The following is a 26096-nucleotide window of genomic DNA, read 5'->3' on the forward strand; positions in this document are numbered from 1 at the left end:
CTCAGCGGCCCTGTATTGAAGAGTTGAGGTGCGATGGATGTTCTTCGATCAGTTCCAGCACCGCCGACACGACCTGATCCACGCCGACGCCGACGAGGCACTGGTGGTGTCCCTCGGGGCACACGCTGCGGTAGCACCAGCGGCAAGGCACGTCGTGGTAGAGCACGCGATGCGGCGTTCGCCACGGCATGTGCTGTGGATTCGTGAGGGCATAGAGATCGACGACGGGCGTGCCGAGCGCCGATGCGAGATGCACGGGCCCGCTGTTATTCGATACGAGCACGCGCGCGCGCTCGATCAATGCAGCGAGTTCACCGAGTTCGAGCGCGCCGGACATATCTATCCCGCCGGAATCTGCAGCGCATGCAGTGCGACATAGCGCACCTTCGCCGCCTGAACCGGTGACAAGCATCGGCCAGTGAAGTTGCGTATGCAACCGCTTCATTACGTCGGTGAAACGCTCGACCGGATATCGTCGCGATGCGGCGCTCGCGCCCGGATGCACGACAATGAAGGGCGCATGCATATCGACATCGTGCGCGCGCAGCTTTTCATCGAGAGAAGCCGCATCTTCGGGTCGCACGTTAAAGCGCATACGCGTATCCGCCGTACGCGCGCCGACTTGCGCGACGAGCGCGAGCTGACGTTCCACTTCATGCCGGGTGCCTTGCTGCGGCTCGGGTTCCTGCACCCAGTCCGTCAAGAGGCCATAAGGGTTCTCGCGACAATGCGCGAGCCGCAGCGGAATGCCCGCGAGATGACACAGCATCGCGGCGGGCAGCGGGTTCTGGCTATAGACGCTGAAGATGACGGCCGCATCAAAATCCGCCGCATTGAGGCGCGCGCGCATCGCGAGGTCCGCGAGAGCATCGATCGGCGCATCCTGTTTGACCCACGGCGCGTCGTATTCGATTACGTCGTCGATCGCATCGATGAAGGGCGCCGCCGCCTTGCCAGCGCGCGATGCGAGCAAGGTCAGATGCCGTCCCGGTTGAGTCGCGCGCAATGCGTGCAGCGCGGGCGTGGTCATCAATACATCTCCAAGATTGTCAAGACGGATGCAAAGAATCCGCTTTACGTCCGCGCCCCATTCGCGCGCCCGATTCACCGCGCTCTTACGCGCATGCGCCTCGACGACCGGCGGTAACGCCGATGGACTCAACGGATCGCGCTTCATGCCGGGTGCTCCTCGCTGACGATGGCTATCGCGGCCTCGTGCATGTCCTTTACGACGATATCCGGCTCGCGTCCCTCGCCGCGCAACCATTCGGTCTCGTTGCCGTTATCGATGAGCACGCTGCGGCAACCGGCGCGCGTGCCCGCTTCGACATCGTTGAGTATGTCGCCGATGAACCAGCTCCGCGACAGATCGATGCGATGCTCGCGCGCCGCGCACAGCAACATGCCGGGCGCGGGCTTGCGGCATTCGCAGGTCCGCGTGAATTCGGGCACGATGCCCTGCGGATGATGCGGGCACCAATAGATGCCCTCGAACTCGGCGCCCGCTTGCGCTGCGAGTTCATGCAGACGCATCTCGACGCGATCGAGCGCCTCACGTTCGAACTTGCCCAGTGCCACGCCGCTCTGATTGCTGACGACGAAAAGCGGCACGCCGCGCGATGCGAACAGACGTAGCGCTTCGAATGCACCCGGCGCGAGACGCATCATGTGCGGATCGACGTTCCAGGGCACGTCTTCCAGCAGAGTGCCGTCCTTGTCGATGAAGATGGCGGCACGCGGGGTCGGTGACAACGGCCTCATCGCGATGCCCCGCCCATCGCGACAGGCACGGCGGCCTGCGCTTCCTCGCCGCTGACGCGCGCGTAGACGTCCGCCAGCGCGTGCGCGACGCTCGACCAGGTGAACATCGCGTTGGCGCGCGCGAGGCCCGCTTCGCCCATGCGGCGCCCGAGCATCGGATTGCGTTTGAGCATGGCAATGGCATGCCCGAGCGCAGCCGGATCTTTCGGCGGCACGAGCAGACCTGTCTCACCGTGGGCGACCGAATAGCGGATGCCGCCTACGTCCGCGCCGATGACCGGCCTGCCGCACGCCATCGCTTCCAGCGGCGTGATGCCGAAGGGCTCGTACCACGGGGTCGTCACGAATACATCGGCCGCGTTATAGAAGTGCTTGAGTTCGGCGCGTCCATGACGGCCGGCGAAATGCACATGATCCTCGACGCCGACTTCGCGCGCGATGCCACGCAGTCGCACGATCTCCGGCGTCGCGATCTCGTTGGCTTCGTCGGAGTTGCCGCCGACCACGTAAAGTTCGGCACTTTCGCCGTGTTCGGCACGGCATACGCTTAGCGCGCGCACCACGTTATCGACGCCCTTGCGCGGCACCATGCGCCCAAGCTGCAGCACGATGAAGCGGTCTTGCGGCCAGCCGAGGCGTTCTCTCGCTATTGCTTTCTCCATCGGATGAAACTCGACGCGATCGAAACCGCATGGCACCAGATCGATGCGCGCGGGATCGGCGCTATAGAGATGAAGTAGGTCGCTCTCATCCTGCGGGCATTCGGCAATCACCGAATCGGAACGTCTTACGAGTTCGTCCTCGATGTCGAAGCGCGCATCAGGAAAGCCGTCCGATTCGCCCTGATGCAGTCGCCGGACGCGGCCGAGCGCATGAAACGTGGTGACGAGCGGGATACCTAACGCATCTTTGATACGCAAGCCAACCACGCCGGACATGAAGAAGTTCGCATGCGCGATCGTATAGGGCTGCGCTTCCTTCTCCACGAAGTCGATCATGAAGCTTGCGAACTCATCCATGTACGGCAGGAGCGACTCCTTGGGCAACTGCACGGGTGGCCCTGCCGGTACGTTTATCACCCGGGTGTTGTCGAAGCGGGAGACGAGCGGCAATAAGGAACGATCACGGCGCGTGAAGACATCGACTTCGTGACCGATACGCACCAATTGACGCGCGACGTTCGCGACATAAATGTTTTGTCCGCCACTATCCACACCGCCCGCTACTGCGAGCGGCGAAGCATGTTCACTTATCAGCGCGATTTTCACGGGAGCCCCCTGTAACGATCCGGAGTGCCGCGTGTGTGGCGCGCATGGCAAGGACCGGTCAGCGAGCGTTCAGCATTCAACGTGCCAATCGTTGCGACCGTCGCAAGGACCACGAAACGATATTTGGTTCGATGCGAGACGAACCAACTATCGTCTAATGCGAAGGGGCCACATGCGCACTTTTTTACTCGATGTGTGTAGAAGGGAAACGGGGTGGTTCGCCTAGATCTCTCGAGGCGTGGCGGGCGTCGTCGTCGCGAACGCGCTGAAGCATATGCTTCACGCGTTCCCCGATTACCCGCCGCCTACTGAGGGCCCATGCGATGCCTGCCAACAAGACACGCCAATCGGAGGACGTTGAGTGTTCCATGCGGATGATGCGAAAGGCGTTGCGCGTTTCCCGCAGCGCTTCGACCAGCGGAAGACGCATCCATGCCACCCACGCTGCATTGCGCGCAAGGAGTCTGCGGCGCTGCGCGCTGTCGCGCATTGGAGAAGGGTGATGGTGAACGATCAATTCGTCTATGTATATGATCTCATGGCCCGCCGATAGCACATCAAGAGCAACGAGCGTTTCCTCTCCGCCGATGAAAAGCCTCGCCTCGTAACCGCCCACTTGGCGGAAGACGTTCGTGCGAAATACGCACGCGCACGCGATATAACCGATCAGTGCAGGTGCCGGCAGCACCTCGCTGCGTAGCGGGCTTTCGCGCATGCGTTCGCAGGTCTCGTCGGGCGTGCCCAGTGCGCCGACCAGGATGCGGGCATTCAACACCGCAACGCACGGCGCGGCATCGAGTATCTTGACCGCGCGCGAGAGCGAGCCCGGGGCCCACCAGGTGTCGTCGTCGCAGAATGCGACGTATTCGGTGCTGACATGCGCGACGCCGAGATTGCGCCCGGCTGCGCCGAGATTAGCCGGCGCGATGACGAGCGTAATGAAGGGAAAAGCGGCAGCGATCCGCGCGGCCGTCCCGTCCGTGGAGGCATTGTCTACCACCACGATGTCGAAGCGATCGGGCAGCGCGGCAAGTTTTGCGAGGGTGTCGTGAACCTCGTCGGAACGGTTATAAGTCAGTACGACGACCGTGAGTCGCGCGGGCTTTTCGTCGGAATGGACGTCTCGTTCAGCGGTCATGGCGTGAGGGCTCAAGTGTCCAGAAACGCTCGGGTGCGAAGACGTCGTCATAGCCCGTTCGGTCAGAACGCCCGAAGCTGGCTCGCATAACGACTTACCGCCCGTTGCTTCGCAGCGAGGTTGCGTACGAGCGCGTCCGTGCCGATGGGGCTCCGATACGGGCGTCGCGGTCATGCCGTCCTGTGCCAACTCGTCAAGGCGTGCTTGAACGAGCCCGCTCATGCGCCGATAGAGCGCATCTTCGTCAGCGATGCACGTCAGCATGGGGTTCGGCGCGCCACACACTTTGGCACGCGGCATGCACGAGACGATGATCGGAATGGAGTAGACCCAGCGGAATCAGAAGTATCGGGAACGCGTTCGTGCGGGTCACGCCGAACAACACCGAGGCGACTCCATCGGATGTTGTGCTGACATCGCCCGCGTACTGGGAATCGAGAAGGTCGAGATGAAGGGGCTGCGCGTCGAGGGTGCCCCAACGCGGCGGCATCTTCGGCGCGGCGCGCATGCATCTCCTGGTGCGCGTTTGCGAAGCCGCATTGCGTGTCCCAGTCGGTCCCAAGCGCCTCGCGCGGCGCGCCTGCAGAGATCGGGCAGACGACCGCGCCGGGCGATGCCGCGAGCGCCGCAGCGCAGCTGAAGACGGCGTCGTCGAGATGAGGTGAAATCACCAGCATGAGAGTCGCGTCGGTGGTTTGCTAAGCAGCGTTGCGCAATGGCGTGCCTCGCTGGTACGCGACCTTCATGGCTTGAGCACGACCTTGATGCAGCCATCCTCCTTGTCACGGAATGTCTTATACATTTCAGGCCCATCGGCGAGCGAAACACGGTGGGTGATGACGAAGGACGGATCGATCTGGCCTTCCTGGATGCGGCGCAGCAGGTCGTCGGTCCAGCGATTCACGTGCGTCTGGCCCATCCGCCACGTAAGCCCCTTGTTCATGGCCGCGCCAAACGGGATCTTGTCGATCAGCCCGCCGTAGACGCCGGGCACTGAGAGCGTGCCCGCCGGACGGCACACATAGATCATCTCGCGCAACACATGTGGTCGGTCGGTCTCAAGCATCACAGCCTGCTTCGCGCGATCGTAAAGCGCATCGAAGGAACGCGTCGCATGCGACTCCATGCCAACGGCATCGATGCACTTTTCGGGGCCCTTGCCCTGTGTAAGTTCCTTGAGGCGATCGAGCACACTTTCTTCCTTGAAGTCGATCGCGATAGCGCCAGCGGCGCGCGCCATCGCCAATCGTTCAGGCACACGATCGATCACGACGACCTGCTTCGCCCCGAGCAGAAGGGCGCTGCGCACGGCCATCTGTCCGACAGGGCCTGCGCCCCAGATTGCGACCGTGTCGGTCGGTTCGATCTCGCATTGCACGGCCGCCTGCCAGCCGGTCGGAAAGATGTCGCCGAGAAAGAGCACCTGCTCGTCGCTTAGGCCCTCGGGGATCTTGACGTGGGTCTTGTCCGCAAACGGCACGCGCACATATTCCGCCTGTCCGCCAGGGTAACCGCCCGTAAGGTGCGTATAGCCGAAAAGGCCCGCCGTCGTGTGGCCGAAGAGCTTCTCTGCATCGTCCTTGTTGCGGTTGCTGCGCTCGCACACAGAAAAATTACCACGCCTGCACTGATCGCACTCGCCGCAGATGATGGTGAACGGCACGACTACGCGCTCGCCAATTCTGAGCGCCGAATTCTCGCCGCCGACCTCCACGACTTCGCCCATAAATTCGTGCCCCATCACGTCGCCAGACTTCATGCCAGGCATGAAGCCGTCGAATAGGTGTAGGTCCGAACCGCAAATCGCGCACGTGGAGACCTTGATAATGGCGTCGCGCGGATGCTCGATGCGCGGGTCGGGCACCGACTCGTAGCGAATGTCCTTCTTGCCTTGCCAGATGAGCGCTTTCATGGTCTGCATCCCTTGAGCGTGAGCGGTGCTTCGACTCAGCAAAGCACATACCGCTCACCCCCACCATGACGCCTGAGCCACCTAGTCGAATGCAGCAAGCGGATTGTCAACTGAGGAAGAAATTCCAGTTCGACGTTGTCAGCCGACGGGCCCGGCCAAGAAGTGACGCAGCAATGGCGCAAAGGTCGTTGCATCCATCGGCTTCACGCAAAACGCGTCGAATCCCGCGCGCTTCGCCCGCTGCATATCCGACTCGCTCGCCGCCGCGGAATGCGCGATCAGGATGATCCCCGATGTGTTCTCGTCCGCACGGAGGCGGGCCGCAACTTCCAGCCCGGACTTATCGGGCATCCAGATATCCAATAGAACGACGTCGGGCTCCCATCGCGCGGTCGCGTCGATCGCCGGGCGACCGCCGTAGACCGCATGAGCATCGAAGCCGCAGATGGCCAGCACCATGCTGATGGCGTCGGCCGTATCCGCGTAGTCGTCAACGACGAGCACGCGCGGCGTGTCAGACACTGGCTTTTTTCTGCGCGTCCAGATCGCGCATTTTGGTATCAGGTGGACGCTCGCGGCACTCATGATGATTGTGACGCTCCGCAAAACGGTTATCGCGCCAGGGGTTCCGAGCGTGGCTCGTTTCGGCTGAGGCGCATTTCATTAATCTTCAATCGAGTATCCGCCGGATTAAGATAGCGACTCGGCCGGCGCTGCCCCGATTTGCAACAGCGCCGGTCAGTCTTACACTTCGTTGGCTTTTCCTGCGCCCAGATCGGCTCCGGTGGTCGGCTCGGCCGATGGATCCGAAGCCGTGCGCGATGCCATCGCCTGCAGCACCTCCACGTCCCGTTCAGTCACAGTCACGGTGGCCGTGCCGTCTCCGCCGTCGACGGCCGGTTGCGGGTCGTCGACGAACTCCCAGTCGCCGCCCTCGTTCCAGGGACCGCGCGCGTCGTTACCTTTCGACATGTTGAAGTAGACGCTCGTGAACTCCGGTTTCCCCGGCAGCTTGCCTTGCGGGAAGTTTGGCTGAATCGAGTGCAGCGCCTTTTCGAACGACTTCTGATGCGCGATTTCGCGCGTCATGAGGAAGCCCAGCGCTTCCTTGATGCCCGGATCGTCCGTTACGTTAATGAGGCGTTCGTAGACGATCTTCGCGCGTGCCTCCGCGGCGATGTTGGAGCGCAGGTCGGCAGTCGGCTCTCCTATGGTGTCGATATAAGCAGCGGTCCAGGGCACGCCTGCAGAGTTCGTGAGCGCAGGGCCGCCGCCATAGAGCAGCGCGGTGGTGTGCGAATCGTTGCCGCCGCCGGTGAGTGAACGATACAACTCGGCTTCCGACTCCACCGCTTCCGCGAGCTGGCCTTTTGCACCCTTGTTTAGCATCGCGACGATCGAGCCGATTACTTCGAGATGACTGAGTTCCTCGGTGGCGATATCAAACAACAGGTCTTTGCGGCCCGGATCATCTTCGCCGACGGCTTGCGTGAAGTACCGGCATGCGGCTGCCAGTTCGCCCTGCGGACCGCCGAACTGCTCGAGCAGCAGATTGGCAAGACCCGGATTGGGAGCGCTCACGCGCACGGTGTATTGCAGACGCTTGTTATGAACGAACATTTGGACGACTCCTCTTCGAGCGCATGAAACCCGTCACGGGCTCAGCGCAAATCATCAAGTTGAACGGTTTAGCTCGCAGCGACCAAGAGGAGCCCGAAAAGCGTCGCTTACGGTCACCTGCTACGAGCCTCAGTGCGAAGACTTCGCACTGGCGTATCGCGGAGGGAAGCCGCGTCGTGGAATGAAAGGGCCGCTGTTGCAATCGAATCCGTCACATCGGCCTGAATGCGAATCAGCAACGCGTGTGCCATGCGATTGCGCTGTTTTCTGTGGCGGGCATCGTCGATGCTTAACCTCAGCGCACGGATCACCGGGGAAAGTCATGAACGTCAAATCGCTTATGGGCCGAACCTTCGCATGGCCGGCACGCACATTCAAACGTTTTGGCGCTGATCGCGCCGCACCGATGGCGGCGAGCATCGCGTTTTATTCCGCCTTTTCGCTCGCGCCGACGCTCGTCATGGTGATCGCGGTCGCCGGCCTCGTTTTCGGTGCGGAGGCCGCGCGCGGCCAGCTTTTTCATCAGATTAGCGGCATGCTCGGAAAAGACGCCGCCGAAAGCGTGCAGGCAATCGTCTCCCATGCGCATCGCAGTGGGGGCAGCGGCATCGCGGCCGTGATTTCGTTCGTGGTGCTGGCGGTGGGCGCATCCGCGACATTTTCGTCATTGAACACTGCGCTTTCCATCATCTGGCCGACGCCCAACGCACGGAAGTCGGGGGTCGCCACACTCGTCAAGGTGCGGCTGATCTCGTTCGGCCTCGTCATGGGCGTCGCCTTTCTGCTGATCGTGTCGCTCGTGCTGGACACCGCCGTGCAGGCCGCGGGAAAGTGGGTGTTCGGTGATTCGCCGCTCGTCGTCATCGGCGATATCGTGCAACTCTTGCTCGGCCTCGTGATTCTTTCGGGCGCATTCGCCGCGCTGTTGAAGTATCTTCCGGATGGTCACGTACCGTGGCGCGATGCGCTCGTGGGCGGTGTCATCTCCGCGGTGCTGTTCTCCGTCGGCAAAAAACTGTTCGCGCTGTACCTCGCGCACGCCGGCACGGCGAGCGCGTTCGGCGCGGCCGGCTCGCTCGCTGTGCTGTTGATGTGGCTGTATTTCGCCGCCGCCGTCGTGCTGCTCGGCGCCGAAGCCGCTGCAACAAGAGTTGAAGCCCGTGAAGGCGATGTGCGGGATGGAGAAACGCAGGCATCGCGCGAGGAGCGCGCGCCTCGTGCAGCGCCAATCAACGCGCCCGCGAACGCGCATACGCAAGGCGCGCCCGCTGCCGAACATGCGATCGCGCCCGCGCGGGCGGTGCAAGACACCCGGCGCATTGGCCCGATCGGGTCGCCAGTGATCACAAAGGTACTGGATGCAGTGAGGGAGAATCCCCGCCGCTTCGCAATCGCAGCGGCGGGCGCGAGCCTCTTCGTGTTCACGAAGGGTGCACATCGCCATCACACCGGAAGAAGGTCTTAATCGCGCCTTTTTCGCACGGCTATGCAGCAAAGCTGCTGAAGCGAAGAAAAGCAGCGTCTCCCAGCGCGATGGGGGTGACCCGGGCAAGCGGCAACCTTCTGGCGATTCGATGAACGGGACGCTCAGGGACGGAAGGTTAGACGCTCAATAAGAGCAAGGCCGGTTCGGCAAAGGAAGGCATCAAGGAACGCATCAAAGGTCGGACCGACACGGAAGACAAATCCACCGACGAAAAGTTGACCCAGTTCCCAAGCCGCCGTCTGCGGCGCAAGGGCCGCCCTCTGTGAAACGGGAAAACGGTGCGTCAGATCAAGGTGGTCGTTGTGCGGCTACCGTTTCGAGGAGAAGCGTCCCACGAGCTCCCCAATTCGAAGCCGAATAAGACGAGAGAGCTTCGGATGACGAGGCCTTTCCCACTGTTCTGTCGGACAACGACGAAGGACGTCGGCTCGTCATACAGAGGTGCAGACGCATGCCCTTTCGGCGGTGGCGCCGCTCGACGGTACCGGCGATCTGAAGTGGACGCGTCCGGCCGCTTACATGAGTCTGGTCACCGTGCCGTAGCGCGCGCTATTTGTGAATGTTCGCGCGAAACGAGGCGACATCATTCGTCGTGACGGGGCGAGCGTCGTTGCCCCACGACGCGCGCACGTAAGTGAGCACCTGCGCGATCTGTGCGTCGGTGAGGCGTCCGGCGAACGACGGCATCGACTGGCGGTCCGGACCGTGGATCGTTGCAGGACTGTTGCCGCCTTCGACGACGAGCCGGATCAATGACGTCGTGTCCTCGCTGATGACGGACGGGTTTCCCGCGAGCGACGGAAACGCATTGGGCATACCCTTCCCATCGCTTCGATGGCACTGCGCGCAGAAGCCCGCGTATACCGCCGCGCCGTGTTCGGGCGCGACGTCGGGCGCGTGTGTTTTCAGACGTCCCGGTTGTGCGAGAGACGGGTCGAAGACGCCGTCAGCGGCGCCGCTGGCGGGCAGTGTCTTCAGATAGACGGCGATTGCGCGCAGATCATCGTCGCTCAGATATTGCGTACTGTCCTCGATCGTTTCGACCATGCTGCCGTATGCGACCATGCCGGCGCCGTGTCCGGTCTTGAGAAACGCAGCGATATCGTCCTGCGCGATGCGGCCGAGCCCCGAACCAGGATCCCCGCGCAAGTTCGGCGCGAACCAGTCATCGTTGACTCCGCCGGAGAGAAACTCCTTCGATGACTCGTCGTAGCCGCGTTCCTGATATCCGATGCCGCGCGGCGTGTGGCAGGAGCCACAATGCCCGAGCGACTGTACGAGATACGCCCCGCGATTCCAGCTGGCGTCGCGGCTGGCGTTCGACTCGAACAGTTTCTTAGGCGCAAACACCGCCCGCCAAATGCGCAGTGCCCAACGCTGATTGAATGGAAACGGCACCTTCGTTTCCGGCGGGCGATGCTTTACCGGCGGCACGCCGTGCATCATGTACGCGTAGAGCGCGCCCATGTCGTCATCCCTGATTTTCACGAAGGCGGGATAGGGCATCGCGGGATACAAGCCTTTTCCATCGCGTCCGACGCCTTCGCGCAGCGCCTTCGCGAAATCGTCATAGCTATATGCGCCAATGCCTGTCTCTCGATCCGGCGTGATGTTGCTGCTGACGATGGTTCCGAAGGGCGACGTCATCTCGAGGCCGCCCGCATACGGTGCGCCGTTCGAAGGCGCAGTGTGGCATCCCGCGCAGTCGGCCGCTTTCGCAAGGTATGCGCCGCGCGCGATCAGTTGTGCGGCCGGCGATTCATCATCGGCCATGACCGCGAAGGGCCATAGCAGCAGGCACAAAACGAGACGCGAAAGATGGTTCATTGATGGTAAAGGTAGGCGGCGATATCGCGCGCGTCGATTTCACTCACGTCGAGATCGGGCATCGCATTTTCGGGCGCGATGCGTTGCGGGAAACGAATCCATTGCTGAAGGTTCTCGGGCGAATTCGACAGCTTCCCCGCGATGTAGGCGCGCTCGCCGATCCGCTGAAGCGTCGGTCCGACCGTGCCGTATGCGCCCGGCACGCCGTCGATGCGATGACATGCGCCGCAGCCATAGCGCTGAATGGCTTCGAGGCCGTGCCGCGGACTACCGCCGGTGATCGCGTCAAATGAAGGCGGCTCACCGGTGCACGCCGTCAGCGCGACGAGCGTCGAAAGCGCGAATTGGAGGGCGCGCATGAGATCAGCCTTCGCGCGGCATGCCGACGCCGGCGCGCGGCGGTGCACGACGCATCAGCCAGCGCGCACCGACCATCAGTCCACCAATCAGATACGCGAGCCCACCGGGCACCCACATCACGAGCCCGCCGAGTTGCTGATCCTGGAGCGGATCGAAGCCGAGCGCACGCGTCGTCTCCATGCACGACGGATACCAGACGCCCGGAGCGAGCGTCAGGAGCGCGCCGAGCGCGCCGGTATGGACCATCGTCGTGAAGAGCGACAGCATCGCGTGCGCATTGGCTGCGCCGTGCCCCTCCGACGCGCGACCGAATACCGTCCACCAGAACAGCAGCGCGCTCCCGAGAAAGCTCGTATGTTGCAGCGTATGGATACCGGGGCGCGCGAGCGCCGTCTCGAAGAAGCGCGGCGCATGCCAGCACCAGAGCGCGGCGGCGTGCAGCGTCCACGCGACGATGGGCAAGGAAAGAAAACGCCATGGACGTTTGATCCAGCGCGACCGCGTCGCCGCGCCGATTCGCATGCGCGCGACGGCGGGAAACGCCCAGAGCCACATGGCGAGCGGGCGGCCGATCACGAGCAGCGGCGCGGCCACCAGCATCAAAAGCTCGTGCTGCAACATGTGCGCGGAAAAGAGCCATTCGCTCAACGCGTGCAGCGGCGACACCAGCGCGACGACGAGCGTAAGCCAGCCCGTGACGAATGCGACGAGCCGTGCCGTACGTCCTGCGCGGCGTTGCGCACCGCGCGCGCGCAATCGCACGTAGCCCGTGATGTAGAGCGCGAGACTCACGGCGAGCGCTATCACCACCCACGGTTCGAACGTCCACGCGAGCGGCGATGCTTCCGGCGTGGCGACGTGTGCATGCGCTTCGGCACAAGCGACGAGCGCGCATAGCAGCGCGCATTTCAACAGGCGGACAGTAGCCATTGCGGTATCGATATGGCGATCACGGACAGAACCGACAACGCGCCGACTCCGGCCGCCACCGCTGCGATGAAGCCGGCGCGTGCGGGCCGACCGGTTGCAGCCGGCGTCGACGGCGTGGACGCACGGCGCGTCTCGCGCCAGCGCTGCCACGCGAGCAGCGTCGCAGCCGTGCAGACGACGAGGCTTGCGCCGCTCACACCGTCGAGCAGCGCGTGGCCGCCGAGCCGGCACGCGGGCGTCACCAGCGCGTAGTTGACGCTGAGGCATCCCAGCACGATCGACGGTGCGCCGAGCAGCGCGAGCCAGGTTTTCATGTTCGAGTCAATATCGCGACACCCAGTAGATGACGCCGTAGATCGGCAGCCAGCTCAACACGACGAAATACCAGTAGATCGCGTTCTCGCTGACATCGACAAGCCGCTTCCCTTCGAATGGCCCGGTGAACAGCAGCAGAGCGAGCACGGCGGTATCGACGGTATCGGTGATCAGGTGCGTCGTGTGCAGACCGAGCAGCAGCCAGACGACGGACCCGTACGCGTTCGCGTACCAGCTCACGTTCAGCGCCACGAACTCGAATCCCCGAATGATAAGGAACGCGACCGATGCCACCAGACAAACGGCGAGCCAGAGCGCGGCTTTTGCGCGGTCTCCGCGTTCCGCTGCGTTCTTTGCGAGCTGGTTCGGCCACAGGCTGACGAGCAGCACAACTGTGTTGAGCGTGCCCCAGAGAAGACGCGGAGGATCAGCGGCCATCGGCCAGGTGGGCGCGCGCGTGCGCAGATAGAAGACCATCATCACCGCGATGGCGAACACCGTGCCTTCGATCAGCATCAGCCCCATCGTGCTCCACCACATCACGCTGCGGTGACCAAAGGCGAAGCTCGGCAGCGCGCGCACATCGAGCACGAGATCGTGCGCATCGCCATCGTCAGGGCGGGTGCGGGGTGCGCGCGTATCGGCGTTCATGGCCGGCGCTCCCGCGCGACGGCCAGCCGGTTCTCGCCGCGATTTGGCCAGAACCAGCCGATCATCGCCACGGCGACGGGCAGGGACGCCCAGACGATCGCCCACGGCGTGTAGATCGAGCCGATGAACAGAATCGTCGTCGCGACGGCGCTCGCCAACGGCCAGATGGAGGGCGTCGGGAATATCGGGCGATGGTCCGGTTGCGCATCGAGCACGCTCGTCACGAGCACTTCCCGTGCATCGGCGGCGAGCCCCGCGACGTAGGCCGGCCGCGCGGGCGGCTCCCATAGCGGATCGCGGCCATGCACGACCGGAATCGCATCAAAGTTATGCGGTGGAGGCGGGGACGGCACGCTCCATTCGAGCGTACCCGCGCCCCATGGATCGGCGGCGGCGCGTTCGTCACTGCGCAGACTTTTCACGACGTTGACAATGAAAAGTAGCACGCTCAGCGCGATCGTATAAGCGCCGATCGTCGCCGTGAGATTCATGCCGTCCCAGCCGAGTCCGTGCGGATAGGTCCACACCCGCCGTGGCATGCCTTCGAGACCGAGCAGGTGCATCGGGAAGAAGGTGACGTTGAAGGCGATGAAGAACAGCCAGAACTGCCACTTGCCGAGCCGCTCATCGAGCATGCGCCCCGCGAACTTCGGAAACCAGTAGAAAAACGCGCCGAAGAGCGGAAACACGGCGCCGCCGAGCAGCACGTAATGCAGATGCGCGACGACGAAGTAGGTGTCGTGAACCTGCAGATCAAGCGGAACCGACGCCACCATGATGCCGGTCATGCCGCCCATCACGAGGATGAAAAAGAACGCGAGCACGAAGAGCAGCGGGACGCGCAGATTGAGCTTGCCGGTCCACAGCGTGCCGATCCAGCAGAAGATCTGAATGGCAGATGGAATCGCAATCATCAGGCTCGCGGCGGTGAAGAAGCTCTTGCCGAGTTCGGGAATGTTCGTCGCGAACATGTGATGCACCCACAGTCCGAACGACAGAAACGCGGTGGCGATGAGCGACAGCACCATCGCCGGATAGCCAAACACCGGGCGGCGCGCGAAGGTCGGAATGATCGACGAAATGAACCCGAGCGGTGGAATGAAGATCAGATATACCTCAGGATGGCCGAAGAACCAGAAGAGGTGTTGCCACAACAATACGTCGCCGCCCTTGACCGGGTTATAAAAATGCGTGCCGACGAGGCGGTCGAGAATCAACGCGGTGCTGCACAACATGATGGAGGGCATCGCGAAGATCACCATGAACTGGGTGACGAGCGTGGCCCACACGAAAAGCGGCATGCGGTTGAGCGACATGCCGGGCGCGCGCAGTTTGAAGATGGTCGTGATGAGGACCACGGCTTCGAGCAGGCCGGAAAGCTCGGTGAAGGTGATCATCTGCGCCCAGATGTCCGCGCCCTTGTTGGGCGAATAATCGGGACCGGCGAGCGGCACATAGCTGAACCAGCCCGCATTCGGCGCGGTGTTCACCGCAAGCGATGCGAACAGCAACAGTCCGCCGAACAGGAACACCCAATACGCGTAAGCGTTCATGCGCGCAAACGCGATGCTGCGCGCACCGATCATCAGTGGCACGAGGTACACGGCGACCGCCTGCATCACCGGTACGGCGAAGAGGAACATCATCGTCGTGCCGTGCATCGTGAAGAGTTCGTTGTAGAGATTCGGTCCTATAACGCGCTGGTCGGGCCGCGCGAGCTGGGTGCGCATCGCGAGCGCGAAGAGGCCTGCGAGAAGAAAGAAAACGAATGTCGTCACCATGAAGCGGCGTGCAATCGTCTTGTGATTGACCGCGCACAACATGCCGATGAAGCCAGGCGGATCGCTCCATGTCGCGGCGAGCGCGTCACGTACGGCGGGTTCTGCATGGGGACCGTCGACCGGATAGCTGGCGTTGCGCTCGTCGCTCATTTGAGCGTCTCCATCCAGGTGAGCAGTGCCTGCAGATCTGAGGGCGGAAGGCGGGTCGGCGGCATGACCGTGCCCGGCTTGAGCGTGCGCGGATCGACGATCCAACCGGCAAGATTGCCGCGATTGTTCGCCAGCGTGCCGGCGGCGATAAATTGCCTGCTGGCGACATGGGTGAGATCGGGACCGATCGTGCCTTGCGCACCGGTGCCACGCACGGTGTGACAGCGCGCGCAGTCTTGGCCCACGAATACATCACGGCCGCGTTTAGCGATTTCGTCCGGTGGGGTGACGGCCGGTTGGCGCTGACGAGCGGCCCACTCCTCGTACTGCGCGGGCGCATCGGCAATGACCTGGAACGCCATCAGCGCATGTTCGTAGCCGCAAAATTCGGCGCATTGCCCGCGATATACCCCTGCCTTGTCGGCGCGAAACTCGATTGTCGCGTCGCGGCCTGGAATCATGTCTTTCTTCCCATGCAGATTCGGCACCCAAAACGTATGGATGACATCGGCGGCTTTCAGCGACACCACCACCGGTCGTCCCACCGGCACGTGTAGTTCGTTGGCCAGGGTGAAGCCGCCCGCGTCGCCATCGGTCGGATAGCGCACCCGCCACCACCATTGATAACCCGTCATCTCGATGCGCAGCGCATTGTCAACTGGCAGGCGCGAGAGCGCGCGGTCGGTGAGAACGTCAGCAAGAACGAGGCCGAAGAGCAGAAAGGTTGACACGCCCGCCGCGGCGGCGACCCAAAAGCTCGTTCGCGGCTCGCGACGTCCGGCGACGATGAGATCCGCAGGCGTCGCACGATTGGCACGGGGCGCGCGCATCATCGCGATGAGACATGCAAGCAGGATCGCCGCGAACACGACGCAGCACACGGCCAGCGTCAGGTGCCAGAGATCGAGAATGCGGCTGGCCTGAATGCCTGCCGGACTCAATGCGCTTTGCATGGTCGCTCATCAAAGGGCTGGAAAACTCTTGTCATCAGGCACGTCGCGCTGGACAGAACCCGGACGTGCGTACTAAAGCAATTCGCGTGCCTGCCAATCCGCTCACTTGCGATTGAAGTACCGTCTGAGCAGCGTCGTGGCGCTCGCGCCATGCAGGACTACCGACAGCACGATACTCGCGAGCACGATGGGCGCGATCGGGTCTAGCTAATCTTTGCCTGCCCGCTCGAGGCTGAAAAGAAGGTAGTAGAAGGCGCCGACGCCGCGAATGCCGAGCCAGCCCACGAGCCAGCGCTGGTGCGTGTCGAGTGAGGACCCAACGAGCGAAATGGTCGTGGCAAGCGGTCGCGCCACGAGCAACAGGAACAGGACCGGCCAAATCACACGCCAGTCCATGAGCGGTCGCCAGTGCGCCGATACAATGCTGCCGATGAGTAGCATCAGCGCGAACTCGACCAGGCGCTCGAACTCGACCGCGAAGGCCATCATCGTCTCGGCCATGTAAGCATGCGCGAGGTCAGGATCCTTTGCAGCTTCCTCGCGCTCGCCACGTTCCACCGTTTCGAGCGCTTCAGTTGGCGACTTGTCTCCCGTCGCCTTCAGTTCTTCGCGCCTTAATGCTACGCCTGCGGCAAATACAGCGATGAACGCATAGCCGTGCGCAAGCAGCGCGCAGCCGTAACTGAGCGCCATCAACCCGAGCGCGAAGAAGCCCTCCAGCCCGAGCGCCTGCTCGTAGCGCGTGCGGAGCCTAGTCGCGAGAATTACGACGCCCGCACCGAACACCCAACCGATGCCGAGCGCACTGACGATGCCCCACACGACGGACACCGCGAAGGTCCACGACAGACCGGCGTCGAAAGTCGGGCTTGTACATAGTGCGAGCCCTAGCAACACGACGGGATAGGCGGCACCATCGTTGGAGCCGCCTTCGGACGAAAGCGCGAAGCGCAGCGGCTCATCGTCACCCGCTTCCGTTACCCGTAACTCGTTCGCAAGCACGGGATCGGTTGGTGCGAGGATCGCCGCGAGCAAGAGCGCCTGGCTCGACGGAAACCCGAGACCGAAGTGCGCGGCGGCATAGAGCAGTGCAATCGTCACGATCATCGCCGGGCCGACGAGCCGCAGCGTGAGCAGCCAGAGTCGGTCCGAGAGCGGCACGCGCAGATACATGCCGATCGCGAAGAGCGAAATGACGAGTCCGGTCTCCGTGAGTATCCGCAAGAGTCGCAGATTGCCTTCAATGTCGGGGTTCAGCATGTCGACGCCCGCCGGACCGAGTGCGAAGCCGGCGAACAGGTAGACCATCGCGCCCGTCAGTGGCAGGCGCGCGATCAGGCCGCGTGCGACGGCCATCAACACGAGCAGCCCTCCGATAACGAGGAACCAGAATGCCTCTTCGAACACATCCCTCTCCTTAGCCGGAGTTGACCGGCGCAGCGATGGAAGCGCATCAGCGATTTTCGTGCGCGATACCGTAGAAGAGCCGACATGGTCGGACAGCGAAGTATCCTCGCCCCTTCGCGCGATATCCACGCCATCCGGGCCGAGTCGACGAACCGAACTGGTCGCGCGAATACCGCGCCGGTGAGCTGCTATTGAAAGCGATGCTCGAGGGTATGCGCCTTGCTTGCGCGTTAGGCAAATTCATCGAAAGCGCGCGAGGCAAAGACATGGCCGAATCAGACAATGCCGTTCGGAAGAACGCCGCATACCCGTATTCATCGGGTGGATGGGGATCGCTAAGAGCCGTCACGGGCGCGCTTATCCACGAGAAGGTGCCGCTCAAGGTCAGCACGGTGCTGCTCAAGCAAAACAAGCCGGAAGGCTTCGCCTGCGTGAGCTGCTCGTGGGCGAAGCCCGCCGATCCGCACATCTTCGAGTTCTGCGAAAGCGGCGCGAAGGCGACCGCCTGGGATCTCACCGCTAAGCGCATGACGCCGCAGTTCTTCGAGCTTCACACGGTGACGGAACTCTGTGCGTGGCACGACCACGATCTCGAAGACGCCGGGCGTCTCACCGCGCCGTTGCGCTACGACGCAGCCACCGACAAGTACGTGAGCGTTAGCTGGGAAGAAGCCTTCGACGACATCGGCCGCGAGTTGCGCACGTTGCATCCGAAGCGCGTGGTGTTTTATGCATCTGGTCGCGCATCGCTGGAAACGTCGTACATGTACCAGCTTTTCGCACGCATGTACGGCACCAACAATCTGCCCGACAGCTCGAACATGTGTCACGAGAGCACGAGCGTCGGACTGAAGGAAGCAATCGGTGTGGGCGTTGGTACCGTGAGACTCGAAGACTTCGAGAAAACCGATCTCGTGTTCTTCTTCGGCCAGAACGTCGGCACCAATAGTCCGCGTATGCTGCATCCGCTACAGGAAGCCAGAAAGCGCGGCGTGCCGATCATCACGTTCAATCCATTGCGCGAGCCGGGCTTGTTGAAGTTCAGCAATCCGCAATCGCCGGTCGAGATGATGACGCCTGCGCATACGCTGATCAGCACGCAATATCATCAGGTGAAGACGGGCGGCGACACGGCGGCGTTGCTCGGCATCTGCAAGATCGTCATCGACGCCGACGATCGCGCCCGGGAGCGCGGCGAGCCGCGCGTGCTCGATGTCGATTTCATCGAAACACACACCGTGGGATTCGAAGCCTTCGCGAACTATGTGCGCGCCGCGTCGTGGAGCGAGATCGAGCGCGTCTCAGGACTGCCGCGCGCGGACCTCGAAGCCGCCGCTGCGGAATACATGCGCGCGAACGCGGTGATGGCGCATTACGGCATGGGCATCACGCAGCACAGGCAAGGCGTGCAGAACGTGCGCATGCTATGCAATCTGCTCTTTCTGCGCGGCAATGTCGGTAAGCCGGGCGCGGGGCCGTCGCCGGTGCGCGGGCATTCGAACGTGCAGGGTCAACGCACGGTGGGCATCACCGAGAAGCCGGAACTCGCGCCGCTCGACAAGCTCGCAAGCCAGTTCGGATTCGAGCCGCCTCGCGAGAAGGGCATGAACATCGTCGAGACCTTCGAGGCGATGCTCGACGGCAAGGTCAGCGCGGTCATCAATCTCGGCGGCAATCTCGTGCGTTCTGTGCCAGACCGTATGCGCATCGAGCCGGCGTGGCGCAATCTGAAACTCACGGTCAATATTGCGACGAAACTCAATCGCAGTCATATTGTGCATGGAGAGAAGTCGTACATTCTGCCGTGCCTGAGCCGCATCGAAATCGATACGCAGGCAAGCGGCGCGCAGGCGGTATCGATGGAAGACAGCACCGGCTGCATTCACGGTTCGCGCGGCGTGGCAGAGCCCGCTTCGCAGCACGCGCGCTCGGAGCCGCGTATCGTTGCGGAACTGGCGAAGCACACGCTCGGCGCGGGCTCGACCGTGGACTGGGATAGCTGGCGCAACGACTATGCGCTGGTGCGTGACGAGATTGCGAAAACCTATCCCGACACCTTCCACGACTTCAACAAAAGAATGTGGACGCCGGGCGGCTTCCCGCGCAATCTGCCCGCGCGTGAACGCAAGTGGCAGACTAAGAGCGGCAAGGCGGAGTTCTCCGTGCCCGAAACCCTCGGCGAAGATCCCGATATGTCCGAGCGCGAGCCGCAGTCATTGCGCCTCATGACGCTGCGCAGCGACAGCCAGTTCAACACGACAATCTATAGTCTCGACGACCGCTTTCGCGGCATCAAGGGCGATCGCATGGTGATCTTGATGTGCGAGGCAGACATGACGCGCCACCGTCTCCAGAAGAACGACCGCATCACGTTGCGCACGATCGCCGGCGATGGCTTCGAGCGACGCGTCGCCGGCCTGCGCGTACAGCCCTACGACATACCGCAGGGATGCATCGCCGGTTATTACCCGGAGTGCAATCCGCTGCTGCCGTTATGGCATTACGCCAAAGAAAGCAAGGTGCCGGGCGCGAAGTCGATTCCGGTGCTGATCGTCGAGGTGAATGGCACGTCACGTGAGCCTTGAGCTCAAATACGTCCGCGATCTGCGGTGCGCGGAACTGGGCCGCAGACAGCGTGCGAGCGCGAGCGCGCCGATCGACGCTAAGGTCAACGATGCGAACGGAAACGTACCGACCGTGTTCGCCGCGATCGCGCCGGGCCGGTGTTGCGCGACGAGCTGAATGCGGCGCTTCGTCATGCGCATGCCGAGTTCGGACAACTGCGATGCGAGCGCGCGCTCCGCCGTAGGAAGCAGCACGGTCTCCTCGTCTGCCACGTGATGCATGACCTCGCGCATGAGCTGCATGAAACGCGCGTCATATGCGGCATCCTCAGGACCCATAGACCGCAGTTTCGCGATGTCCTCACGCATCTTGTCGTGCTCGGGCTTGCTCTTCGTCAGGCGTTCGTCTCCAGCCATCGCCTCGCCGAGCGCGGGATAGAAGATTTCTTCTTCGAGCTGCGCGTGTATTTCCAACGCCGTGCAAACGAGCTCGACGATAGCACGCTTTCTCGGCCACGATGTTGTTGCATGGTAACGATGAAAGGCCGCCATCACATGAGTGTGATCCAAGCGGATCATTGACGTGATAAGCGGAAATGACGATATGTTCATGATTAACTCCTTCACGCTGGGCCGAGTCAAGTGCTTGTTTCGGTAGAGGATAGAAGCGCCTGAGCAAGCACTATTCCGTCTCCGCCATCGGCGTGGGATATAAATCTGACACGCCGGTGCATAGGAGGCCACACATGCCAACCTTGTGGCGCTCCTCCAGCGATAAGCCGATCTTGGTTGAGATCGATCAGCAGGCGGCTCGTACCGTCACGCGAGGCGACAAATTGTCAGCCGGACGATGAGATAGCCCTCCCTTTCTATCGACGACTTGACGCTCCTCGTGGGTGTGGCTTGGCACGACGCTTGCACAGCACCTTTGGCTCGATCGCATTTGTCATTCAGTCAAAAACTTCAATCATCCGGGAGGCATCATGAAACTTTTAACTACTCGGGATGGCCTGCCGCGGCTTTCATGGGGGTCCATTATTGCCGGGGTGATCCTCTCGATGACCGTCTACTTGATCATGACCTTGCTTGGAACGGCCATTGGTGCGTCACTGTTATCTCCGCTGTCTAAACCCAACCCGTTGCATGGCTTCAGTTTCGGATCGGGCGTGTGGGTGATCGTCACTACCGTACTCGCTGTCTTTGTGGGTTCATACTACGCGGGGCGATGCGCGCCCGTACTCGGCTGGCTGCACGGCCTGCTTTCGTGGGCCGTCATGACGCTTTTCGTTGTCTACGGGATGACGTCACTGGTCACGAGCGCGGTGAGCACTGCGGGCAGTGCTGTCGCGACAAGCGCGCAAGTTGGTGCGGCGAGGGCGAATCAGCCAGGTGGTAACAGTCAGCTCATCGATACCGCGAAGCAGCAAGTGCAGGCCGCTGTTGCTTCAGCGGCTTCCGAGGCATCTAGCCCGCAGGCTGAACAGGACGTGCGACAAGCGGCCGATGCGGCGGCGCGCAGCGTGGCCCGGGCAAGCTGGTTTTCGTTTGCTGCGCTCGTCGTCGGCGCCATCATCGCGATCGTCTCGGGTGCTGCAGGCTTCCGACATCAACCGCCATTCGAAGAAGGCGGCGGTTCTTCGTCGGAGCGCAATGCTGTGCCGGTTCGCGCCCGCGCGGTCTCGGATGGCGGCGGCGTTTAGCCTCTATGCGTAATGGACGCCGTCGCTAAAGATGTGCGCACGTCGCCCCACGGCTTTACGGCGGCCGGTCGCCGCTGTCGGCGGAAAATCGTGAGGTTAGCTTAAACTTTTTACCAAGTCACCGGGCTGGGCCGTCCTTGAGGGATCGACCATGCTGTTCTTGTTCGCGGAAGACGATGAAAACGTCGCTGCGGCGTTCGCCGAACTGGCTGCCTCGCTAGGACACCGTGCAGACATTGCGGGAACAGGGGATGAAGCGCTACGCATGACAGGCCAGACCCGCTGCGGCCTCCGTTTTAATGGATATTGGGTTGCCCGATATCGACGGACGCAAGCTTTGCGAGTACGTTCGTTGCGCGGGGGCCTCGACCGATGCGTGCATAATTGCGGTGACCGGCATTCGCGAGTTCAACGCAGGAACGTTAGGGGAGTTCGACGGTTATCTTCGTAAGCCCGTCACTGCATCGGAACTAACCGAATTCATCGAGAGCTGTGAGGATCGAAGCCCGGGCAACATTCGACTTCGGAATTCCAGGGTTCGAAGGCCATAAATTATTCAACTATCGGACTGCAACGAACATTCATCTAAGCCTCGCTGCGGTCGCAGCAGGCCAGTGCGCATGGGCTCGAACCCATCATTCACCAAGGGGCGTTTTCAGCCCTCAGCCTGAAAAATCGGGCAGAGGCGTAATCCGATCTCGCGAAGCCCCGCTTGTCGACTTGGCCTTTACCAGCTAGCCCGTTCGGACTGAAGCTGACGTCAACGACGAGGCTGACTGTTGGCGCTTCGGCTAGCGGTCCGCGAGCGGAATCGCGGACGCTTGCGAAATGGCATGTCATCTACGCGATCAATCCGTGAGAAACGCGATCCGTGTCGATTCCGCCTTCACTGCTGCGTGTCGTAACATGGGCACACGTATGTATCAACGCGACGCGAGCATTCCCACGACTAGCCCCGCCAACGCGGCCATCGTAATTGCTTTCCATGGATTGTCGTGCACGAAGTCGTCAGTCGTGTCAGCGGCAAATCGGTACCTTCTGATGACCGTATCTTGTACGTCGGGCAACTTGTTTTTCGCGATCGCACGCAGCTCGCCAGACGGCGAAGCGTTGCCCTTTGCGTCCCAAAACTGAGATGACTCGCGGAAATTTTGGCCTCAGCCTTTCGCGGATCGGTCATTGTCTCCCGATGAGACAGCGACGGTTGCGCTCGTCGGAAATTCGTAGGCATTGCCGGCTCTTTTGATCGTGGGAGAGTCGACGGATTCGAGAGAACGATCGTTGTCAGCCATGCCGGCCTCCAATAAGGATCAAGAATGTGATTCGGCGCGGATCGCGCGAAGAAGTAGTAGGGCGGACATCAAATGGGCTCCGCGAATTCGACATGCGCAATGCCGCAATCGGCATGCCGAGATCTCCGTAATCTCAGCCGGTGATACGCCTTTCCGAGTTCAATGCGTGAGCGGGTCAGCGGCGAACTGTCGTCTGCATGCACGATCTCCTGGCCGCTTATGACAGCGAGCGATACGATCGCTTATTCGTCGCCGCCAAGAGCCTCTGATCCGTAAGCGCCCCCGTGAAACGCGTATCGCGGCGTTGACCATCTCGACCGCGTGCGACAGCGGGCCTTAAGTCTGTCAGCTGTCCTAGTTGCAACGCTCCACATATTCCGTCGCCACGCGTGTGACGCCGAGATTGCGCCACGCCGCGCTGAATTTGCACCGAGCATTGATCGATTTGGCGCGCGGAAAGCGCGCGGGCGATGCGCTTCGTGGTGTCGTCGCACAAGGCGTTGTCGACCACCAGGATACTGATACGCTCGGGCAGAGCAATCACTCCCCCGAGCGTCTCGAGCACTTGATCGGCGAGTCTGTGCGTCAGTACGACGCCCGCAAGCCCCCGTTCCTCCAACCGGCAAGGGCAATCCGCAATCACGCTGCAAAGTGGGGCGCGCAAAGTGTCCAGACCTCAGCCGGTGGGCTGCTACGCAAATCAGTTCTCGGCATTCGGCCGGTACGGCCGCGACGATACGATATCTTCAGACTGATCAGGGTTTTTCTTCGAGAAGCCGACAGTGTAGGAATGCATCGAGGAAATCCTCACAGGCTCGCGGCGATGCGCCGACCCACCCTCTGAGCCTTTCCTGGACGAACAGACGCGAGCGGCGGAAGAAGCACGAAAGCCAGCGAACGGGGCCTTGCGATCTGGTGCGCCAATTGCTCTGCCGGTCATGTGACGAAGACTAAACGCCCGCGATAAGAGCGAGGGAGGAAGAGTGGACATTCCGAGACAGGTCGTTTCATTTCTGAGTTCGCGCGGCTTGATGCTCGCCACGGCCGAATCGTGCACGGCGGGTTATATCGCGTCGCTGATCTCGTCGGTGCCGGGAAGCGGGAGCTGTCTCGACGTCGGCTTCGTCACCTATTCGCCGACAGGTAAGGTAGGTTTCCTCGGCGTGCGAGAGGACACGATGGAGCGATTTGGCTTGACGAGTGAGGAAGTCGCGCGAGAGATGTCGGAGGGCGCACTTGCGCAGGAAGCGTGTTGCGCAGATGTCGCAGTGTCGAATACCGGCGTTGCCGATGCGTCACCCGGCGACGGGCCCCCGCCAGGCACGCAGTGCTTTGCGTGGTCCTACAAGCGGCGCGACGGGCGCATCGAGACCTTCAGCGAGACGCGCGTCTTCGAGGGCGAGCGCAATGACGTGCGGCGCGCTGCCGCGCTGCATGCGTTGTCACGGGTCGAGCATTACTTCAACTGCTTGGCGGCACGTTGAGCGAAAGGAAAGGGAGGCGAGCATGCAAGAAAGCAGGAGCCAAGATCAGCAGTGGCAGAACGAAGTCATCCGCGAGCTAGGCGTACGCCCGGACTTCGACGCGGCCGTGGAGCGAGAGCGACGCGTTTCCTTTCTCTCTGACTACCTGTCTTCTCAGGGCCTTCGGACCTATGTGCTCGGCATCAGCGGCGGTGTGGATTCGTCTACGGCCGGACGCCTTGCGCAGCTGAGTGTCGAGCGTCTCCGGGGGCGCGGCTACGATGCACGTTTCGTCGCGGTCAGGCTGCCATACGGTAGTCAGCGCGACGAAGAAGACGCGCAGCTTGCGCTGCAATTCGTGCGTCCGGACGAAGTCCTGAGCGTCAACGTGAAGAGGGCGTCGGACGAAATGCTCGCGGCGCTTAAGCAGGGGGGCGCGCAGTATGTCGACGACTTCCAGGAAGATTTCGTGCTCGGCAACATCAAGGCGCGCGAGCGCATGATCGCGCAATACGCAATCGCGGGCGCGCGGCGCGGCGTGGTGATCGGCACCGACCATGCCGCCGAGTCGCTGATGGGCTTCTTTACCAAGTTCGGCGACGGTGGCGCGGACATTCTGCCGCTCTCCGGTCTGACCAAGCGGCGCGTGCGCGCGCTCGCCACTTATATGGGGGCGCAAGAGCGGCTCGTCATGAAGGTGCCCACCGCGGATCTAGAGACGCTCACACCGCAGCGCCCCGACGAGGACAGTTATGGCATCACGTACGAGGACATCGACGATTTCCTGGAGGGAAAGGAAGTCGGCGACGAAGTGCTTACGACGATACGCCGCTTCCACACGCTGACCCGGCACAAACGGTCGCTTCCCGTCGAATTGCCGCGTGGCTGACGCGGGAATACTGATTGCGCTCAGTGTGAAGCGTGTGCGCCCGAGGCGGCCGCGCGAATCTCGCATCTGTGCACGCTGCAACTGAAACGGAGGCATCATGGCATCGAAGACCTTGCAGGACCTGTTTATTCATTCGCTTTCCGACGTCTATAGCGCCGAGAAGCAATTGACGAAGGCGCTGCCGAAGCTCGCCCGGGCAAGCTCTCATAGCGAACTCAAGCAAGCCTTTCAGACGCATCTCGAAGAAACCAACGGACAGATCGAGCGCATCGATCAGGTGGTCGAATTGTGCGGCATCAAGCTCAAGCGCATCAAGTGCGTCGCGATGGAAGGGCTCGTCGAGGAAGGGCAGGAGCAGATCGAGGACTTCGAAGAAGGTCCGATCCGCGATGCGGCGCTGATCGGCGCGGCGCAGAAGGTCGAGCACTACGAGATTGCGACGTACGGCACGCTCGCGACCGTCGCGAAGCAGCTCGGCTACACGGACGCCATGAAGCTGCTGCTCGAAACGCTCGAGGAGGAAAAGTCCACAGACGAAAAGCTCACGCAGCTGGCAAAGGCGCAGGCAGCCGAACAAACGCATGCCACCGCTAAGTAAGCGGCCGCCCGTTGTGCCACCACGCGCCGCA

At 62.1% G+C, this 26096-nt stretch carries 24 protein-coding genes; 6 read left to right on the forward strand and 18 right to left on the reverse strand.

Annotation, left to right across the window (positions count from 1 at the left end; translation table 11 throughout):
- Position 1: 1 nt before the first annotated feature.
- The 8 genes from QCE73_RS15360 to QCE73_RS15395 form a co-directional block, all read right to left on the reverse strand.
- Entirely contained in the window at positions 2-1177 is a 1176-nt protein-coding gene (locus QCE73_RS15360) for a glycosyltransferase family 9 protein (protein ID WP_081818305.1), read from the reverse strand.
- On the reverse strand, positions 1174-1761 hold the full coding sequence (locus tag QCE73_RS15365; protein ID WP_035508438.1) for an HAD-IIIA family hydrolase: 588 nt from the start codon (positions 1759-1761) through the stop codon (positions 1174-1176). Before QCE73_RS15365 ends, QCE73_RS15360 begins: the two co-directional genes overlap by 4 nt.
- Positions 1758-3029, reverse strand: a complete 1272-nt coding sequence (locus QCE73_RS15370) for a glycosyltransferase family 1 protein (RefSeq protein WP_309882132.1) — start codon at positions 3027-3029, stop codon at positions 1758-1760. The genes QCE73_RS15365 and QCE73_RS15370 overlap by 4 nt, the downstream gene beginning before the upstream one ends.
- A gap of 184 nt (positions 3030-3213) precedes the next feature.
- Positions 3214-4167, reverse strand: coding sequence for a glycosyltransferase family 2 protein (locus QCE73_RS15375; protein WP_051627165.1), 954 nt, complete (start codon positions 4165-4167; stop codon positions 3214-3216).
- A gap of 244 nt (positions 4168-4411) precedes the next feature.
- Complete coding sequence (locus QCE73_RS15380) at positions 4412-4675, reverse strand: hypothetical protein (protein ID WP_063607028.1); 264 nt, start codon at positions 4673-4675, stop codon at positions 4412-4414.
- 234 nt (positions 4676-4909) lie between these two features.
- Positions 4910-6079 carry a zinc-dependent alcohol dehydrogenase gene (locus tag QCE73_RS15385; RefSeq protein ID WP_035508487.1) on the reverse strand — a complete coding sequence of 390 codons (1170 nt, stop codon included), beginning with the start codon at positions 6077-6079 and terminating at the stop codon, positions 4910-4912.
- A 138-nt stretch (positions 6080-6217) separates the two neighbouring features.
- Complete coding sequence (locus QCE73_RS15390) at positions 6218-6601, reverse strand: response regulator (RefSeq protein WP_309882136.1); 384 nt, start codon at positions 6599-6601, stop codon at positions 6218-6220.
- 222 nt (positions 6602-6823) lie between these two features.
- On the reverse strand, positions 6824-7699 hold the full coding sequence (locus QCE73_RS15395; protein ID WP_035508430.1) for a manganese catalase family protein: 876 nt from the start codon (positions 7697-7699) through the stop codon (positions 6824-6826).
- Between the two features lie 322 nt (positions 7700-8021).
- Here QCE73_RS15395 and QCE73_RS15400 point away from each other — a divergent pair, with 322 nt between their 5' ends.
- On the forward strand, positions 8022-9164 hold the full coding sequence (locus QCE73_RS15400) for a YihY/virulence factor BrkB family protein (protein WP_035508427.1): 1143 nt from the start codon (positions 8022-8024) through the stop codon (positions 9162-9164).
- A 570-nt stretch (positions 9165-9734) separates the two neighbouring features.
- Here QCE73_RS15400 and QCE73_RS15405 read toward each other — a convergent pair.
- From QCE73_RS15405 to QCE73_RS15440, 8 genes are all read right to left on the reverse strand, one after another.
- On the reverse strand, positions 9735-11012 hold the full coding sequence (locus tag QCE73_RS15405; RefSeq protein ID WP_035508425.1) for a cytochrome c: 1278 nt from the start codon (positions 11010-11012) through the stop codon (positions 9735-9737).
- Positions 11009-11371 (reverse strand): cytochrome c family protein, encoded by a 363-nt coding sequence (locus QCE73_RS15410; RefSeq protein ID WP_035508484.1) that lies wholly within the window; start codon positions 11369-11371, stop codon positions 11009-11011. The genes QCE73_RS15405 and QCE73_RS15410 overlap by 4 nt, the downstream gene beginning before the upstream one ends.
- A gap of 4 nt (positions 11372-11375) precedes the next feature.
- The gene (locus QCE73_RS15415; protein WP_035508422.1) at positions 11376-12302 is read right to left on the reverse strand and encodes a cytochrome c oxidase assembly protein; all 927 of its coding nucleotides are present in this window, start codon (positions 12300-12302) and stop codon (positions 11376-11378) included.
- Positions 12281-12616 carry a hypothetical protein gene (locus tag QCE73_RS15420; protein WP_014253130.1) on the reverse strand — a complete coding sequence of 112 codons (336 nt, stop codon included), beginning with the start codon at positions 12614-12616 and terminating at the stop codon, positions 12281-12283. Before QCE73_RS15420 ends, QCE73_RS15415 begins: the two co-directional genes overlap by 22 nt.
- Positions 12617-12623: 7 nt before the next feature.
- The gene (locus tag QCE73_RS15425; protein WP_035508419.1) at positions 12624-13268 is read right to left on the reverse strand and encodes a cytochrome c oxidase subunit 3; all 645 of its coding nucleotides are present in this window, start codon (positions 13266-13268) and stop codon (positions 12624-12626) included.
- Positions 13265-15199, reverse strand: a complete 1935-nt coding sequence (gene ctaD, locus QCE73_RS15430; protein ID WP_309882143.1) for a cytochrome c oxidase subunit I — start codon at positions 15197-15199, stop codon at positions 13265-13267. Before ctaD ends, QCE73_RS15425 begins: the two co-directional genes overlap by 4 nt.
- Complete coding sequence (locus QCE73_RS15435; RefSeq protein WP_035508415.1) at positions 15196-16152, reverse strand: cytochrome c oxidase subunit II; 957 nt, start codon at positions 16150-16152, stop codon at positions 15196-15198. The genes ctaD and QCE73_RS15435 overlap by 4 nt, the downstream gene beginning before the upstream one ends.
- A 207-nt stretch (positions 16153-16359) precedes the next feature.
- Positions 16360-17559 carry a cation:proton antiporter gene (locus QCE73_RS15440; protein WP_309882145.1) on the reverse strand — a complete coding sequence of 400 codons (1200 nt, stop codon included), beginning with the start codon at positions 17557-17559 and terminating at the stop codon, positions 16360-16362.
- Positions 17560-17825: 266 nt separating this feature from the next.
- On the opposite strand from QCE73_RS15440, the gene QCE73_RS15445 reads away from it, so the two are divergent.
- Positions 17826-20144 (forward strand): FdhF/YdeP family oxidoreductase, encoded by a 2319-nt coding sequence (locus tag QCE73_RS15445; RefSeq protein ID WP_035508411.1) that lies wholly within the window; start codon positions 17826-17828, stop codon positions 20142-20144.
- On the opposite strand, the gene QCE73_RS15450 is transcribed toward QCE73_RS15445, so the two are convergent.
- On the reverse strand, positions 20130-20735 hold the full coding sequence (locus QCE73_RS15450; protein ID WP_035508408.1) for a hemerythrin domain-containing protein: 606 nt from the start codon (positions 20733-20735) through the stop codon (positions 20130-20132). The genes QCE73_RS15445 and QCE73_RS15450 overlap by 15 nt on opposite strands.
- Positions 20736-21106: 371 nt before the next feature.
- Here QCE73_RS15450 and QCE73_RS15455 point away from each other — a divergent pair, with 371 nt between their 5' ends.
- Entirely contained in the window at positions 21107-21823 is a 717-nt protein-coding gene (locus tag QCE73_RS15455; RefSeq protein ID WP_309882147.1) for a hypothetical protein, read from the forward strand.
- A gap of 923 nt (positions 21824-22746) precedes the next feature.
- Here the strand turns inward: QCE73_RS15455 and QCE73_RS15460 are convergent.
- Positions 22747-22824, reverse strand: coding sequence for a glycine zipper domain-containing protein (locus QCE73_RS15460; protein WP_309883120.1), 78 nt, complete (start codon positions 22822-22824; stop codon positions 22747-22749).
- A 1274-nt stretch (positions 22825-24098) separates the two neighbouring features.
- On the opposite strand from QCE73_RS15460, the gene QCE73_RS15465 reads away from it, so the two are divergent.
- The 3 genes from QCE73_RS15465 to QCE73_RS15475 all read left to right on the forward strand — a co-directional run bounded on the left by QCE73_RS15465 (position 24099) and on the right by QCE73_RS15475 (position 26065).
- Positions 24099-24599: a CinA family protein gene (locus QCE73_RS15465; protein ID WP_035508399.1), complete on the forward strand. Its 501-nt coding sequence runs from the start codon at positions 24099-24101 to the stop codon at positions 24597-24599.
- A gap of 22 nt (positions 24600-24621) precedes the next feature.
- Complete coding sequence (gene nadE, locus QCE73_RS15470; RefSeq protein ID WP_035508396.1) at positions 24622-25467, forward strand: ammonia-dependent NAD(+) synthetase; 846 nt, start codon at positions 24622-24624, stop codon at positions 25465-25467.
- Positions 25468-25564: 97 nt separating this feature from the next.
- A complete protein-coding gene (locus QCE73_RS15475; RefSeq protein WP_014253140.1) occupies positions 25565-26065 on the forward strand; it encodes a ferritin-like domain-containing protein in 501 nt (166 codons plus the stop codon).
- The last annotated feature ends 31 nt before the right edge of the window (positions 26066-26096 follow it).

Source organism: Caballeronia sp. LZ029 (genome assembly GCF_031451275.1).
Classification (GTDB): Bacteria; Pseudomonadota; Gammaproteobacteria; order Burkholderiales; family Burkholderiaceae; genus Caballeronia; species Caballeronia jiangsuensis.